This window comes from Streptomyces sp. NPDC027663 (assembly GCF_055566415.1).
This window is the reverse complement of the sequence record NZ_JBVHSK010000017.1, coordinates 57,291-71,806: the sequence shown is the minus strand read 5'-3', so window position 1 is coordinate 71,806 and position 14,516 is coordinate 57,291. Positions and strand designations below refer to the sequence as shown.

The window sequence follows — 14,516 nt, the reverse complement described above, 5'->3', positions numbered from 1 at the left end:
TTCTCATCGGCATTTCGGGGCTCTGTGATCGACAAGTGCTGCCCGAACTCGCCGACATGTGGTGTCCGCTCTCGGTTACGAAGCCAGGAGGTTCACGCTTGGCTGCAGTCGTAACGGATTCTGTGTCATCGACTTGAACCATTGGGGTCGGCGAACGGCCCGAATCCGACACACGGAGGGAGAACACCATGCGGGCGATCGAGTGTCAGCACCACGGTGGCGCCTGACAGGAACCGCCGCTCGTGAACCGTGCCGCTCAAGGAGAGCCGGAGCCGGTGGATGCGCCCGCGAACGCACGGCTCCCGTGGTGACGGTCCGGGATGCCGGGCACGTCGGTTGCCGACCCGGGCTTTCGCTGCGGGGTCGGTCAGGGTGCCGGGGCTGCGTCGCCGTCCTTGTCGCTGCCGGCGCCCCGGGGACGGTTGAGGAGCAAGTCCGCGGCGCGGGAGAGGACTTGAGCCCGGGTACGGTCGCCGTGGTCGGCGACGAGGTAGTGGTTGCCGATGGCGACACAGAAAGCGAGGAGGCTGCGCGCCTCGACCTCGTCGGCGTCGGAACAGAAGGTGCCTATCATGTCGCGCAGCAGTGCCATACGCCGGTTGTCGACGCGTTGCAGGCGCTGGGCGACTGCCTCGTCGCGTCGGGCCCAGTCCCGGATCGCGAGGTCGATGGGCAGCAGGTGATCGCTGGAGAAGGTGAGCACACCCGCACGCTGGATCTTGGTTCTGGGGTCGCCGCCTTCCTGCTCGATGCGTTCGATCACCTCGTCGGTGCTTTGTCTCTCCCAGGTGTCCAGCATCGCTGCCAGCAGCGCGTCGCGGTCGGCGAAGTATCCGTAGAAGCCGCCTTTGGTGACGCCGAGCTTCTTCGCCAGCGCCTCGATGCGGACGGCGGCCGGGCCGCCGGTGGCCAGTGCCTGCAGCCCCTCCTCGATCCATCTGTCCCGTGGTGTGCGCGTCGCGCCCATGATGTGTTCCACCTCACCTTGCCCTCGATGTATACGCCAGCGTACAGAAGAGCTAGCCTGCCACCTATACGCCACCGTATAGATGACTGGAGTCAGTGAGATGACTGTCGGGTTCGTCGCCTTCCACTACCCGCGGCCGGAGCACTTCGAGAAGTTCATCGAGCGCGCGCACCGTGTGCGTGAGGCGCTGTGCTCCAGTGCGGGATGTCTGTCGGTCGAGGTCTGGGCCACCTCGGACGACGCAGAAGTCGTCACCACGGGCCGGTTCGAGTCCACAGACGCCTTACAGGCGGCCTTCGCCTCCCGCGGCCTGGGCGCGGCCAGCGGCTTCGACGAACGGGAACACAAGCCTCGCCAGATCTACATGCTCCGGTCGAAGTAGGCCCGAGCAATCATGGCTATGAAGCTCCCCAGAACCGCGCACACCTCGCTGCCGTGGCGGATCCACGAGATCACCGACGACTTCCGGCTCGAGGACGTATGGGTGATCCGCACCCCCGATGCACACCCGGACGACTTCCGCGCAGTACTCGCCGCGATACAGGCGCCCACGAGGAATCCTGCGCTCCTGCGGCTTCTGCTTGCCGTTCGCTGGAAGATCGGTGGACTCCTCGGTCGGGACCGGCCCGAGCGGGGCATCGGAGCGCGGGTTGCGTCGCTGCGCGGCCGCCTGCCGGCTGACCTCCGCGACACCCCGGCCCCGTCACGAGCCGCGCTGGGACCGTTCACCGCGGTGTATGAACTCCCTGACGAGTGCGCCCTCGAACTAGCCGACAAGACCGTCCACACGGTCATGCACCTGGGCTGGAACCCGGCGCCGGGCGATCGGCACGAACTACGCATGGCGGTCCTGGTAAAGCCCAACGGTCCGGGCGGACGGCTCTACATGGCTGCCACAGCCCCCTTCCGGCTCGTTGTCGTTCCGGCATTCATCCGCAGGCTGGAACGTGCATGGCGAGACCACGCCCGCTCAGGTCCGGCCGGCAGCACCGCCGCGGCCGTCACCTCTTCAGTGGGAACGCATCAGGCCCCCGAGACGATCCGCGCTCTCAGCTCGTTGCCCGACGCGGATTACGCCGACCTCTTCACCCTCGCCGCCGGCATCGAAGCAACGCCCGAGCGGTGGGCCAGGACGATGTTCGGCGATGTCCCCAGCGCTGCGGAGCGCCTGATCTGGCGCAGCTTCCTCGGCCTGCGCCTCACCCGGGGGCCCTCACCGGACACCGTGGCCGGTTGGCAGATCGCCGAGCGTGGTGAGGACTGGATCCGGCTCGAGGCTTCATCCTGGTTTCTGACCGGCAACCTTCTTGTTCAGGCCACCGGCGGCGGAGTGTCGCTGGGAACCCTCCTGCGTTACGACAGGCCTCTGGGCCGCGCCCTCTGGCCGCCGCTGTCCGCTGTCCATCGCCGTCTGGCACCGGGGCTGCTGCGCGGCGCCGCGGCGAGGCTCCAAGGACCTCGATGAGGGTGGAGAAGGCGCTGTCAGCCGAGCGAAGAGGGGGACGCGTGGGCGTCTACAACGTGCACGAGCGCCTGCTGCCGGCGACACAGGACGAGGTCGGTGAACTGATCGACTCTCTGGCGGCGGGCGACGAGGACCGACTGTGGCCCGGGCGCCCATGGCCACCGATGAGGTTCGACCGCCCGCTGCAGACCGGAGCCGTGGGTGGGCACGGCCCCGTGCGCTATGTCGTCTCCGGGTACGTGCCCGGCCGCTGGATCCGCTTCGACTTCACCAGCCCACGAGGATTCCAGGGCTTCCATGAACTCGCCGCACTACCCGTCGGACCTGAGCGGACACTGCTGCACCACACCCTCGCCATGGCGACCAGCGGCCTGGCCCGGCTCACCTGGCCGACGGCTTGGCGGCCACTACACGACGCCTGCATCGAGGACTGCCTCGACCGCGCCGAACACGCCTGCACAGGAACGATCACCCGTCCGGCCCGCCGAACACCGTACGTCCGCCTCCTCCTTCGCCTCATCACCTACGCCACCACACGCAACTGGCGCAGACAGTCCGGCGCCGCGCGGGAACGATGAACACCGCTGGGGGCGTGGCCCGGCGGAGCGGGCCCGCGCGCGTGGTGTCTTGCGCTGGCCGAGCGGGTGCTGCTGGTAGCCGTTACCGCACGCACCTCACCATGCGGCAGCTCGCACCGCTCTTCGGCTGCTCACCTGCCACCATCTGCCGGGTCATCCAGCGCCTGCGACCGCTGCTTGCGCTGGAACCGGCGCCCAGTCCCCGTACCGGGCGCCGACCGGTTATGGATCGTGGAAGTCACCCTGACCCCGGTCCGTGACCGGCAGGTCGCCGCCACCTCACGCAACTGCCGCTCTCGGCGAATGTGCGAGTCATCGTCGACGCCGACACCCGCCTGATGGTGGCATCCGCCCGGCCGGCACCCGGCCACAAGGCAGACGGACATGTCTGGCGCGAGTCGTGCCTGTCGGCCGTGCCGGCAGGCACGAGCGTGATCGCAGACGCCGCCCACCTGGGCACCGACCTGATCGTCCCCGCACGGCAGACGGGCCGGACGTCCTCTCCTGCGCGGCCAGGAGGAAGACAACTCCGAACACCGGCGCGTCCGTGCCCGCGTCGAGCACACCTTCGCCCGGATGAAGAACTGGAAGATCCACCGCGACTGCCGCCAGAGGGGCACGGCCGGCCGCGTGCGTGGGTGCGGATCCGGTAGGTTCCGGGGCCGTCGAATGCGAGGTTGGTGTCAGGTTTTCGCGGAGCTCGGTGGGGAGCTCGGCCTTCGGACGCGTAGCGCCATGGTGTTCTCCTTGGACGTTTGCCTGTTGGGCATGAAGACACCGCCGGGACCACGAATGTGACAACCACCATCACCACTGCGCATGGACCGCCAGCACGTGCAGACCGACCCTCGGCCGCGCTCAGACGGCAGTGACCGGAAGGTCATTCCTCCGTGCCGACGCGTCCGGGGCAGCGGCTGCCTCGTCCCTGGGAACGGTTGAGAGGTCGTTTTCTCCCGGAGTTTTGCCCCGCTATGCGGATTAGATCCGGTGATGTAGGGTCCCGCCAGGAGATGGCGGCTTCGCCGGTGAGGCGGCGGGCCATCGGGGCGGTCATCGCCAGGTGAATCACGGTGCGCGTCGATCACGCAGGCCGACGGCTCCGCATTCCGGCCCCTCCTTTTGCTCATCAACTCCCGCAGCAGGCCGTTGAGCTGGGCAAACACTCCTTCCTTCTGCCGCTTCGCACAGTAGCCGTAGACCGTCTCCCAGGGCGGGAAGTCGTGTGGCAGGCAGCGCCACCGGATCCCGGTGCGGTCCACGTACCAGATCGCGTGCAGGATCTCCCGCAGGTCGTGCCGGGGCGGGCGGCCGAAGTCCAGGGCCCGGCCGCGGCGTTCCAAGCGCCAGGCCGCCAGGACGGGCTCGATCAACTCCCAGCGGGCGCCGGGCAAGTCGCTCGGATACGCGCGTCGTTCACTCATGTCCTGCGGCCAAGGAGTGGGCAGCCCACCGGATCACCACCGGCTGGAAGTTCACCACGGCTGTCTCGGCCTGCACGCTCCTGCTCTGGTTCTCCCGGTTTCTCGCCCAAGAACACCCGTAGGTGATGGGGCCGCAGGACTTCACCCGGGCGCTGCTGCTCGATTGCACTGCAGGGGTGAGGCGCCCAGCCGAACATCGCCACGTCCCAGCGCCAGGACATCGTCAGTGCCGTCCGGGTCCTGATCGAAGACCACCGGCTCACCGGTTGGTCGCCCCGTATCCCCGAAGCGGCGATCCTGCGCTACGGAGAACCTCCCAAGAGGGCCGAGAACCTCCCGAAGCCTCTACCGCCGTTCATTCACCGGCAGATCATCTCTCCCGACAACCCGGCCCTCGCCAGCTCCGCGCTACGGACCCGGTTGCTGATTCCCGACGGACACGGCTTCCGTCTCGGCACCTCGTGGAGTTGTCCACCGACTGCCTCGGCGAGGACGCGGGCGGCTTCCCGGCCATCCGCTACCGCAACACCAAGCGCGAGCGCGAACGCCTTCACCCCGTCCGCGATCCGCAGATCGTGGACGCGGTCCAGGAGCAACGGCAACACGCCCTCGCCAAACACCCTGCGACGCCGTGGCTGTTCCCTGCGTACAACCACAACGCCCGTGGCCAGCAGCACGCGACCACCTCCGCGATCCGCCCCGCCATCAGCCGCTGAGTGAAGGCCGTCGACATCCGGGACCGAGACGGGAACCTTGCGCGGATCACCCCGCATCAGTTCCGGCACACCTTCGGAAGCCGCGAACTCAACAACGGTGCTCCGCAGGAGATGGTCCAGGAACTGCCTGCGTGACCACGACGACCCCGCAGTGACGCGCGGTTGCGCGCGACTCGCCGGCGAGCGGTTGAAGCAGGAGTTCCTCTCCGCGGCCAGGTTCATCGCCGCAGGTGAACGGCTCCAGTCGTTTTACGCCGGACAGCGCGCCGGCCGATGTGGCGTGGATGAAGGAGCGGATGAACCGCGTCAAGGGCTCCCTTCCGAGCAGCTACTGCGCGCTGGCGTTGCAGCAGACCGCGAAGTCCAGAACGCCTGCTTGGACTGCCACGACTACTTCGCCACCGGAGGAACTGGCCAGAGCACTGGGGCTGCTGCAGGATTCACCCGAAGACGCTCGGAGATGGCGCAGACAGCCGCAGTGGCGCCGAAGCAACGGAACTAGCGCAGGACTCTGGCGGCCATCGGATTGTCACGACCCGTAGTCATGAATGTGGGAGCCGCTCTCAGTGCACCTCCTACTCGACGGCTACCGCCGCCTGCCACGCACCCGGGCGCATGCCTGTCGCCTTGCGGAAGAACACCGAGAAGTTCGATGCGTCGGGGAAGCCGAGCGTGGCGGCACAGCGAGCCGCGGTGAGGCGGTCGTGCGCGAGGAGTCGTTTGGCCTCCAGGGCGATCCGGTCGACGATGTACGCCTTCGCGGTGCGGCCGGTGACCTGCTGCACCGCTCGTGAAAGGGTGCGGGGCGCGTATCCCAAGGTACGGGCGTAGTAGCCGGCGGCGTGGTGTTCCCGGAAGTGCGCTTCGACGCTGGAGCGGAACAACAGGAACACCGGGTGAGCCGACCGTGCTTGGGCGTGCGGTGGCCGCAGCCGGGCAATGAGCGCGGAGAGCAGGATCTGGGGCAGCTCCGTCGGGGCGTTCTCGGGTGGGGCGGACGCCTCCAGGAGGAGATGGTCGCGCGCCGTTTCGACGAAGGGCCAGTCGGCGTCGGGGACGCTCCAGTGCGCGACGAGGTCCGGGGACGCAACGAGCTCCCGGGTGGCGTGGGTGACCGGCGCGGTCGGCACGAACAGCACGAGGTGCCCCGCCACACTGGCGATGTCGTCCCACCGGTGTACCGCGCCGGGTGGAATCCATGCTGCGGACCGCTCCTTGAGCGGGTGGTGGAGGAAGTCCACCGTGACCGTGCCGTGCCCGGCGTCGACGACGGCGAGGACATGGAAGTCGGCGCGCTGTGTGCCGCCGTCGTTCAGCTCGCGGAGGCGGTCGAACGTCATCGTCTCGACCGCGGCGGCGCGGTGCCCCGCGGGCTGGTAGGTCATCTGCCGGATCACGCTCACGAGTCCATTTTTCACCATCGGGCGACCAGTCGCGCCGATGCCCCGCCCGGGTACTGAGAGTGCAATGAACACAAGGGGCAATCGCCCAGCATGTCGACCGGAAGAGCCCACTGTGAACACGACGCAGCAGACGCACCTGCCCGCTTACGACCACCGGCCCGGGACCGGGCCGACCCTGGTGTTCTTGCACTACTGGGGTGGTTCCGCCCGCACCTGGGACCTCGTCGTCGACCGCCTCGCGGACCGTGACACGCTCACGGTCGACTTCCGCGGGTGGAGCCGGTCGAGCGGTCTGCCCGGCCCCTACACGCTCGGTCAGCTCGCCGACGACACGCTCGCCGTGCTGGCCGACGCGGGGGTCACCGACTACGTCCTGGTGGGGCACTCGATGGGCGGCAAGGTCGCACAGATGGTCGCGGCCACCAGGCCCACCGGTCTGCGCGGCATCGTCCTGGTCGGCTCCGGCCCGGCGAAGCCCGTCGCACAGATCACTGACGAGTACCGGGAAGCCCTTTCCCACGCCTACGACTCCGCCGAGTCCGTCGCCGGGGCACGGGACCACATCCTCACCGCGACCGAGTTGCCCGCGTCGGTCAAGGCGCAGATCGTGACGGACTCGCGGACCGTCACCGAAGCCGCCCGCACCGAGTGGCCGCTGCGCGGCATCGCGCAGGACATCACCGAGCACACGCGCATGATCAGCGTTCCCGCCCTCGTGACCGCTGGAGAGAACGATCAGGTCGAGCCTGTCGATGTGCTCCGCTGCAACCTGGTGCCCTATCTCTCCCAAGCCGACTTCATGGTGATCCCGCACACCGGTCACCTGATCCCGCTGGAAGTCCCGGCCGAACTCGTCGAGGCCATCACGGCCTTCGCGCCAGCAGCCTCACCATCCGCGCGGCCCGACGACAGGCTCCGCCCCTGATCACTCGCCTGACTCCCCACATGGCAGGCCATGCCCTCATCCCGTCACTGGACTTGCACTACATGGACATGTCCACAAAGAGCGTCGGGCGCGGATACGGCGTGTCAAAGGCGGCGGCTACGGATAACCCGGTCGGCGTCGATCCAGTGCCTGATCTTGGTGCGCTCGTATCCGGTGCGGTCCTCGGTGCGGGACCGGCAGCTGGGCGAGGGCATCGTGTACGGGCAGGGTGACGACGTCACCCGGCGCGGCAGCCGGGGCGGCATGGGCGGTTGCGGGGAGGAGCAGGGCGGCGAACACGGCGGCCGCGGCGGCAGTACGAGCGAAGCGCACGGAATCCTGGATCGGCACGGTGACCTTCTTTGAGCTGAGACCGACCGAGGAGGGGCATTGCGCTCCTTGACTGCATGAGGGGAGCTTCAGCGTGCGCGCACCCCGTCGATAGCCAGGTTGAGCAGTCGGTCGGCCTCGCCTGGGCCGTCGGGTTCCTCCTCGGTGGCCAAAGCGATGGCGCTGACGAGCTTGAGCAGTTGGGTGATGGTGACGTCGGGGCGTACGGCATTCATGTGGCGGGCACGGTCGAGGAGTTCGCCGCCGGCGCTGGTGATCATTGCGTGGCAGGTGCTTCCCAGCGTCGGGTCGCCGTCACGTGCGCCGTGCATGAGTGATGCTCCCAGACCCCGATTGGCGACAGCGTGTGCGCCGACGGCGCGGAGCCAGGTAACGAGTGCAGCTCCGGGATCGGGCGCGGGCAGCAGGTCATGAGCCTTGGCACAGAGAGCCTCGACCCGGCCCCTGAAGACGGCCTCCAGGAGCAACTGCCGTGAGGGAAAGTGCCGGTGGAGTGTGGCCGAGCCGACGCCGGCGTGCCGGGCGATCTCCTCCAGCGAGGCCTCGGCCCCGTGCTCGGCGACCAGGCTCTCGGCAGCGGCCACGATCCGGTCGTAGTTGCGGCGCGCGTCGGCACGCATCGGCCGCGGAGCAGGGCCGGCTGCACTTTCGGGCACGGGGAACTCCTGACGGCTTGCTAACTGGGGTGGCCCTCCATATTGTATCGCCCCATAACCGGAGGGCCACCCCAGTTATGGGGGCCCCTCGTTGGCATGCGATACGGGGAGATCCGTGGAACCGACAGGAAAGACCGTCGTCGTGGTGGGGGCGACCGGCCTGCAGGGCAGGGCCGTGACGCACCACCTGCTCCTGGACGGCTGGCAGGTGCGGGCACTGACGCGCGACCCGCACGAGGCTCAGGCCACAGCACTCGCGCAGGCAGGAGCGCAGGTGGTGCGGGCACAGATGGAGGACGTCGACTCCTTGATCGTCGCAGCCGAGGGCGCCTGGGGCCTGTTCAGCGTCCAGCCCACCGTCGGCTCGCCCGGCACCCCGCCGGACTTCAGTGCCGAGGACGAGGTGCGCTGGGGTGTGAACGTCGCCGAGGCCGCGCACGCCGCAGGCATCGGGCACTTCGTCTTCACGTCGGTCGCCGAGGCGGACCGGCACCTTGAGGAGAAGGTTCCGGTGAACCTCGTCAGCAAATGGCGGATCGAGCAGCACATCGCCGCGCTGGGCCTGCCCGCGACGATCCTGAGGCCGGTGTCCTTCATGGAGAACTTCACAGGCGGATACGCGCTGCGGAACGGAAATCTGTCCACCGGGCTCGCGCCGGAGGTCCCGCAGCAGATCATGGCCGTCGACGATGTCGGCGCCGTCGCCGCACTGGCGTTCTCCCGGCCGAAGGAGTGGATCGGCCGGGCGGTCTCCCTGGCCGGGGACGAGCTCACGCCGGTTCAGATCGCCGCGGCCATCGGGAAGGCGCTCGGCACACCGATGCCCTACGTCCAGATCCCGATCGACGCGATCCGGGCCCTGAACGAAGACTTCGCCTACGCCAACGAGTGGCTCAACACACTCGGCTACCGCGCCGACGTTCCCGCCACCCGGAAGATCCATCCCACCGCGATGGACTTCGGCACCTGGCTGGAGCGCACGGGCGCGTCCCAGATCGCCGCTTTTCTGGATGCCACGCGCACCGCAGGGCAGGACGCGTGAGCGCCCGCACTCACGGCCTCGGACGCATCGGGATCTGGGCGGGGGACTTCGACCACCTTCCCGCATCCGAGGTCTGCAGAGCTGCGGCCGCGATCGAGGACCTCGGCTACGGCACCCTGTGGTTCCCCGAGACCACGGGACGGGAGGCCATGGCGCAGGCCGCGATTCTCCTGTCGGCCACCCGGCACATGATCGTGGCCGCCGGCATGACCGACATCTACGCCCGCGACCCCGTCACGGCAGCCGCCGCGCAGCGCACCCTGGACGAGGCATTCTCCGGACGGTTCCTGCTCGGCCTGTGGGACAGCCACCCCAGCCTCGCCGAGAACATCCGCGGCCACCGCTTCGGTCCGCCCCTTGCCACCATGCGCTCCTACCTCGACGCGCTGGACACCGCCCCGTTCGGGCCACCCGGGACGGCCGCATCACCGCACCGCCTACTCGCGGCCCTGCGTTCCGACATGCTCGTCCTTTCCGCCGAACGCGCCCGGGGCGCGACGGTGCTGGGCATGCCCATCGAGTACACCCGCACCGCCAGGACCATCCTGGGAAACGACGCCCTGTTGGCCATCACCCAGATGTGCGTGCTCAGCCACGACCCTGCGGAAACCGCCGACCTGGCCCGTACCACGGCCGCGGCCGCCCTGCCGAACCGACGCGAACTGCTACGAGGACTTGGACATGAGAACCCGGACGCGCTCGACGGCCGACTGGTCGACGCACTGGTGGCCCACGGCAGCGCCGAGGACATCGCCCACCGCGTCCAAAAACACTTCGACGCCGGAGCCGACCACGTCAGCCTCCACCTCCTGACCCCCACACCGGGCGTCGCCCCCATCCACCAGTGGGAACACCTGGCCACCCACCTGCTGCCCTGACCGGATCCGCCCAAGTGGGCCGACTTCGTCGGTGACAGCGGAACCCACACTCTCGGCCGTGATCATGCGGCGGGGCCCGGCAGCAGGCCGGCAGGAGCCAACACGTTGGGAATTCTCGAGTGAGATCGGCTGTGGACGTGCGTCCGGCCAGGTCGGCGGACGTGGGCATGCCGAGGTCGATGGTGCGCTGACGATTCTCCGCCACGTCAAGCTGGGCGAGTTGGTCCTGGGCGCCGGCACGGCTGACTTCGAGTCCCTCCATCTCGCCGAGCCAGCCTTCGCGCTTTCAAGCACACGCGTGCCGACAGTCTGGGTTAACAACGGCTGACACAACGAGGTGGATTGGCGCTGGTTGGCTCTGGGTGGCGGGAGTTGAGCGTTCGGCTCGGTGTGGGGACGTCGCCGTGGATCGCGTCGGATGAGCTGTCGGACAGCCTGGAGCCGCTGCAGCGTGAGCGCCGCTTCCGGCATCCCGGCCGCAAGGCGTTACCGGGCCGGGAGGTGCTGTGCGGGATCCTGTACGTGCTGCACACCGGCATCCCGTGGGAGTACCTCCCAAAGGAGCTGGGATTCGGCTCGGGCATGACCTGCTGGCGACGCCTGCGGGACTGGAACGGGCCGGCGTGTGGCAACGGCTCCCCGAGGTCCCGCTGGCCGAACTGAACGCAGCCTCCCGGCCGGACTGGTCCCGCTGCGTGGTCGACTCTTCCACGTCAGAGCGCTGGAAGCGGGAACGCCCTTCGCCGGTTGACCGGGGCCGGGCCGGCTCGAAACACCACCTCATCACCGATGGACACTGCACCCCTCTCGCCGTTCTGCTGACCGGCGGCAACCGCAATGACGTCACCCAGCGCCTGCACACGAGTTGCAGCGCCCCGACCCCGACACCGCTTCGGTGTCAGCCGCCGACCGTGGACGCCCGGCGGCCGGCCGCCGGGCACGATGATGCGCGGGATGCGCCACATCACTCTCGACGAATCCCCGGGCGCCAACGGATATGCGCCGTCTGGGGTGTTCAGCCGCTGTTGTTGGCACGATGGCTCCATGGAGAAGTGCGATGACAGCGAAACGCCATCTGCAGGCTGCACCTTGAGGATGCAGGTATCGGCCGAGCCGGGAATGGAGACAGAGACGCATCTGGTGTCGCTGCGGGACTGGCTGGCCGCGGAAGAGGCGCTGCGCGGCCGGGTGGAGCTGCTGGCCCGGACGCCGCAGCCGGGCCAGATGGGGGCCGCGCTGGACGTGCTGGCGGTGGCACTGGGCACCGGCGGAGCGGGAGCCGTGCTGGCCCGGTCCGTGTCGACCTGGCTGGTGCAACGGCGTGCGGACGTCACCGTACGGCTGAGCCGCAGCGACGGGCAGAAGGTCACCGTGGAGGTCCGCCGGACAAGCGATCCGCAGGCGGTGATCGGTGCGGTCGGCCAACTACTGGAAGGCGAGCAGGAGTGAGGCAGAGCGCGCCGCGCTTCCCCGACGGCGCCACCTCCCGGGCCGTCCTCATCGGGTGCAGCGACTTCGACGACATCGATCTGCCCGCGATTCCCGCCATGAAGTCCAACCTTGCGGACCTTCACTCCGCGCTCACCGATGAGACGCACGGCATCCTGCCGGCAGAACACTGCCGGGTGCTGGCCGATCCGGCCGACCACCGCAGCGTCGGCATGGCACTTGCCCAAGCGGCACGCGAGGCCGAGGACCTGCTGCTCGTCTACTACTCCGGACACGGTCTGCTGGACGAGGACGGGCTGCTCCACCTCGCCCTGTCCTCCACGGATCCCGGTCACGTCGGCTTCACCGGTGTCCCGGCCGACCTGGTCAAGCGCCACCTCGGCCGGGCCCGGGCACGCCTGCGGGTCCTGGTGCTGGACTGCTGCTTCTCAGGCCGCGCAGTGGCCGCCATGACCGAATCGGGCAGCCTGCTGTCGGCCCAACTCGACGTCAGCGGCACCTACACCCTCACCTCCACCACGGCCACCGCACCCTCCCACGCACCGCCCGGCCAGCGTCACACCGCCTTCACCGCCGCCCTGCTGGATGCGCTGAACCAGCCGGAACCACTCACCCTGGACCACATCCACCAGCACATCGACACCGTGCTGCAGGGGGCAGGGCTGCCGCGGCCGCAGCGGCGCTCCGTCAACGCCGCCGGGGACCTCGCCCTCGTCCGTGGCCCCGTCCAGCCCCACGCAGGGCCGCCGGCCAGCAGCGAGGGAGAGATCCGTTTCCGTCAGCAGCAGCCCGACCCGCCGGCTCATCGCGGCCGCGACACCGTCATGTACGTCCTGGGGCTCGCTGTCCTCGGCGCGGTGGGCGCGCTGTTCGCGGGGTGGTTCGCGACCTTGGTTGCCTCTGCCGGTATAGCCCTGTTCCTCGGCCTGGTCCTCCTCCTGCTCTTCCTTCGAAGAAACGTCCAATACAACCTTGTCGTCAACGGTGACGGGTTGGGCACCGAGCACGGGACGCATTCGGCTCACGTGCCGTGGAAGGATGTCGAGTGCGTGGGCGTGCTGCGCAGGGCGCCGGGGACTCTGCTGGTCCCCAACGTGCTCATCGTGCGGCTGAAAGCCGACGCGCCGCGCCCGCCAGGGTTCCACAAGAGGCTCAACCAACGTCTCCCGGACCGGCGCTACGTCATCGCGGGAATGCTGGGTACCTACGGCGCCGACCCCATGCGCCTGCGCTCGGCGATCGAACGCTTCGCCGGCGGCATCTACCGCACCGACCAACAGCTGCTGGAGATGGACCCACGGCTGCGCTGACCGGCCTGACCGACGCGGCGTGGTCGACGAGGGCGCTCCCCCACAGCTGTTGAGTCGGGAACGTTCACCGTCTCCGGCAGCGCTGCCTCAGCGGCCGGGCGGGTCGGGGCAGGGCTGGCGGCGTCGGTCCGGGTCGTCGACGCCGGTCTCGTACCAGGGCTCGCCGCGCTGGAGGCGGGGCAGGGTGTTCCCCCAGACCGCGATGGTGATGCCCTCCACGTCGGCGGCGCGCGCCTGGAGGCGGTTGTCGAGCAGGTGCTCCTCCTTGCCCGCCAGGACCATACGTGTGCGTCCTGTGATCGCTCCCGAGGAAAGCCTCACGTTCGGTGACGCTTCGGATGGCGTTTGATGGCGGCGGCGGTGATGCTCGGGGTAGGGGCTGTTCGCTGAACCGAAAGGAGCCGCTATGCCGGTCTGCACTACGCGAGACGGTGTGGAGATCTTCTACAAGGACTGGGGGGCGCGGCCGTCCGGTCGTGTTCTTCACGGCTGGCCGCTCAACGGTGACGCGTGGCAGGACCAGCTGAAGGCGGTCGCTGACGCCGGTTACCGGGGGATCGCGCACGACCGGCGCGGTCATGGCCGTTCGACGCCGGTGTACGACGGTTACGACTTCGACACCTTCGCCGACGACCTGAACGACCTGATCACCAGCCTCGACCTGCGGGACGTGACCCTCGTGGCGCACTCGATGGGCGGTGGCGAACTCGCCCGCTACATCGGCCGCCACGGCACCGGGCGGATCCGCTCCGCGGTGCTGCTGTCCGCAATCCCGCCGCTGATGCTCCAAGGTCCGGACAACCCCGAGGGCGTCCCGGAGTCTGTCTTCGACGACATAAAAGCGGGCATCCTCCGGGAGCGGTCGCAGTTCTGGAAGGACACCACGGTCGGCTTCTTCTCCGCCAACCGCGACGGCAGCAAGGTCACCCAGGGCAACAAGGACGCCTTCTGGTACATGGCCATGGCACAGACCATCGAAGGCGGCGTCGACTGTGTCGACGCCTTCGGCACCACGGACTTCCACGAGGACCTCAAGAAGTTCGACGTCCCGACGCTCATCGTGCACGGCGACGACGACCAGGTCGTGCCGATCGATGCCACCGCCCGCAAGTCCGCCAGACTCATCGCGGGCGCCGAACTGAAGGTCTACGAGGGCGGCTCGCACGGCATCGCCCTGGTGCCGGGCGACAAGGAACGCTTCAACAAGGATCTTTTGGAGTTCCTCAAGAATTGACCCGCGTGTCTTGGTGAGGCGCGGCCCGGCGGCCCGGCGGCCCGGCGGCCCGGCGGCCCGGCGGCCCGGCGGCCCGGCGGCCCGGCGGCCCGGCGGCCCGGCGGCCCGGCGGCCCGGCCGG

16 protein-coding genes and 3 pseudogenes are annotated in these 14,516 nt (G+C 69.0%); 14 read left to right on the top strand and 5 right to left on the bottom strand.

Annotated elements, in window-relative coordinates; translation table 11 throughout:
- Positions 1–367 precede the first annotated feature (367 nt).
- Positions 368–967, bottom strand: a complete 600-nt coding sequence (locus ACZ4SF_RS32205) for a TetR/AcrR family transcriptional regulator (RefSeq protein WP_468391504.1) — start codon at positions 965–967, stop codon at positions 368–370.
- Between the two features lie 100 nt (positions 968–1,067).
- On the opposite strand from ACZ4SF_RS32205, the gene ACZ4SF_RS32200 reads away from it, so the two are divergent.
- From ACZ4SF_RS32200 to ACZ4SF_RS32185, 4 genes and pseudogenes are all read left to right on the top strand, one after another.
- A complete protein-coding gene (locus tag ACZ4SF_RS32200) occupies positions 1,068–1,349 on the top strand; it encodes an antibiotic biosynthesis monooxygenase (protein ID WP_468391502.1) in 282 nt (93 codons plus the stop codon).
- Positions 1,350–1,361: 12 nt separating this feature from the next.
- Complete coding sequence (locus ACZ4SF_RS32195) at positions 1,362–2,432, top strand: DUF2867 domain-containing protein (protein WP_468391499.1); 1,071 nt, start codon at positions 1,362–1,364, stop codon at positions 2,430–2,432.
- A 41-nt stretch (positions 2,433–2,473) separates the two neighbouring features.
- Positions 2,474–3,010: an SRPBCC family protein gene (locus ACZ4SF_RS32190; protein ID WP_468391667.1), complete on the top strand. Its 537-nt coding sequence runs from the start codon at positions 2,474–2,476 to the stop codon at positions 3,008–3,010.
- Between the two features lie 21 nt (positions 3,011–3,031).
- Positions 3,032–3,628: pseudogene (locus ACZ4SF_RS32185) on the top strand (transposase family protein); the annotation flags it as partial.
- A 455-nt stretch (positions 3,629–4,083) separates the two neighbouring features.
- Here the strand turns inward: ACZ4SF_RS32185 and ACZ4SF_RS32180 are convergent.
- A pseudogene (locus ACZ4SF_RS32180) lies at positions 4,084–4,431 on the bottom strand (transposase); the annotation flags it as partial.
- Between the two features lie 461 nt (positions 4,432–4,892).
- Here ACZ4SF_RS32180 and ACZ4SF_RS32175 point away from each other — a divergent pair.
- Both ACZ4SF_RS32175 and ACZ4SF_RS32170 read left to right on the top strand, forming a co-directional pair.
- A complete protein-coding gene (locus ACZ4SF_RS32175) occupies positions 4,893–5,147 on the top strand; it encodes a hypothetical protein (protein WP_468391496.1) in 255 nt (84 codons plus the stop codon).
- Positions 5,148–5,282, top strand: a complete 135-nt coding sequence (locus tag ACZ4SF_RS32170; protein WP_468391493.1) for a tyrosine-type recombinase/integrase — start codon at positions 5,148–5,150, stop codon at positions 5,280–5,282.
- Positions 5,283–5,722: 440 nt separating this feature from the next.
- On the opposite strand, the gene ACZ4SF_RS32165 is transcribed toward ACZ4SF_RS32170, so the two are convergent.
- On the bottom strand, positions 5,723–6,550 hold the full coding sequence (locus ACZ4SF_RS32165) for a helix-turn-helix domain-containing protein (protein WP_468391490.1): 828 nt from the start codon (positions 6,548–6,550) through the stop codon (positions 5,723–5,725).
- A 112-nt stretch (positions 6,551–6,662) separates the two neighbouring features.
- On the opposite strand from ACZ4SF_RS32165, the gene ACZ4SF_RS32160 reads away from it, so the two are divergent.
- Both ACZ4SF_RS32160 and ACZ4SF_RS32155 read left to right on the top strand, forming a co-directional pair.
- Positions 6,663–7,475, top strand: a complete 813-nt coding sequence (locus ACZ4SF_RS32160) for an alpha/beta fold hydrolase (RefSeq protein ID WP_468391488.1) — start codon at positions 6,663–6,665, stop codon at positions 7,473–7,475.
- Positions 7,476–7,631: 156 nt separating this feature from the next.
- Positions 7,632–7,841 carry a hypothetical protein gene (locus ACZ4SF_RS32155; RefSeq protein ID WP_468391485.1) on the top strand — a complete coding sequence of 70 codons (210 nt, stop codon included), beginning with the start codon at positions 7,632–7,634 and terminating at the stop codon, positions 7,839–7,841.
- A gap of 53 nt (positions 7,842–7,894) precedes the next feature.
- Here ACZ4SF_RS32155 and ACZ4SF_RS32150 read toward each other — a convergent pair whose 3' ends face one another.
- Positions 7,895–8,482: a TetR/AcrR family transcriptional regulator gene (locus ACZ4SF_RS32150; RefSeq protein ID WP_468391483.1), complete on the bottom strand. Its 588-nt coding sequence runs from the start codon at positions 8,480–8,482 to the stop codon at positions 7,895–7,897.
- 115 nt (positions 8,483–8,597) lie between these two features.
- Between ACZ4SF_RS32150 and ACZ4SF_RS32145 the strand changes: the two genes are divergently transcribed.
- The 5 genes and pseudogenes from ACZ4SF_RS32145 to ACZ4SF_RS32125 all read left to right on the top strand — a co-directional run bounded on the left by ACZ4SF_RS32145 (position 8,598) and on the right by ACZ4SF_RS32125 (position 13,161).
- The gene (locus ACZ4SF_RS32145) at positions 8,598–9,524 is read left to right on the top strand and encodes an NmrA/HSCARG family protein (protein WP_468391480.1); all 927 of its coding nucleotides are present in this window, start codon (positions 8,598–8,600) and stop codon (positions 9,522–9,524) included.
- Positions 9,521–10,402, top strand: coding sequence for a TIGR03620 family F420-dependent LLM class oxidoreductase (locus ACZ4SF_RS32140; protein WP_468391477.1), 882 nt, complete (start codon positions 9,521–9,523; stop codon positions 10,400–10,402). Before ACZ4SF_RS32145 ends, ACZ4SF_RS32140 begins: the two co-directional genes overlap by 4 nt.
- 348 nt (positions 10,403–10,750) lie before the next feature.
- Positions 10,751–11,451: pseudogene (locus ACZ4SF_RS32135) on the top strand (IS5 family transposase); the annotation flags it as partial.
- 70 nt (positions 11,452–11,521) lie between these two features.
- Entirely contained in the window at positions 11,522–11,851 is a 330-nt protein-coding gene (locus tag ACZ4SF_RS32130) for an effector-associated constant component EACC1 (RefSeq protein ID WP_468391475.1), read from the top strand.
- The gene (locus tag ACZ4SF_RS32125) at positions 11,848–13,161 is read left to right on the top strand and encodes a caspase family protein (protein ID WP_468391473.1); all 1,314 of its coding nucleotides are present in this window, start codon (positions 11,848–11,850) and stop codon (positions 13,159–13,161) included. Before ACZ4SF_RS32130 ends, ACZ4SF_RS32125 begins: the two co-directional genes overlap by 4 nt.
- Before the next feature lie 87 nt (positions 13,162–13,248).
- Here the strand turns inward: ACZ4SF_RS32125 and ACZ4SF_RS32120 are convergent, their stop codons facing one another.
- The gene (locus ACZ4SF_RS32120; RefSeq protein WP_468391470.1) at positions 13,249–13,443 is read right to left on the bottom strand and encodes a hypothetical protein; all 195 of its coding nucleotides are present in this window, start codon (positions 13,441–13,443) and stop codon (positions 13,249–13,251) included.
- Between the two features lie 124 nt (positions 13,444–13,567).
- On the opposite strand from ACZ4SF_RS32120, the gene ACZ4SF_RS32115 reads away from it, so the two are divergent.
- Positions 13,568–14,395 (top strand): alpha/beta fold hydrolase, encoded by an 828-nt coding sequence (locus ACZ4SF_RS32115; RefSeq protein ID WP_468391467.1) that lies wholly within the window; start codon positions 13,568–13,570, stop codon positions 14,393–14,395.
- The last annotated feature ends 121 nt before the right edge of the window (positions 14,396–14,516 follow it).

Bases quoted from the DNA above. Each gene is read 5' to 3' on its own strand.
- ACZ4SF_RS32205 (WP_468391504.1), bottom strand. From the start codon at position 967: ATGGGCGCGACGCGCACACCACGGGACAGATGGATCGAGGAGGGGCTG.
- ACZ4SF_RS32200 (WP_468391502.1), top strand. From the start codon at position 1,068: ATGACTGTCGGGTTCGTCGCCTTCCACTACCCGCGGCCGGAGCACTTC.
- ACZ4SF_RS32195 (WP_468391499.1), top strand. From the start codon at position 1,362: ATGGCTATGAAGCTCCCCAGAACCGCGCACACCTCGCTGCCGTGGCGG.
- ACZ4SF_RS32130 (WP_468391475.1), top strand. From the start codon at position 11,522: ATGGAGACAGAGACGCATCTGGTGTCGCTGCGGGACTGGCTGGCCGCG.
- ACZ4SF_RS32120 (WP_468391470.1), bottom strand. From the start codon at position 13,443: ATGGTCCTGGCGGGCAAGGAGGAGCACCTGCTCGACAACCGCCTCCAG.
- ACZ4SF_RS32115 (WP_468391467.1), top strand. From the start codon at position 13,568: ATGCCGGTCTGCACTACGCGAGACGGTGTGGAGATCTTCTACAAGGAC.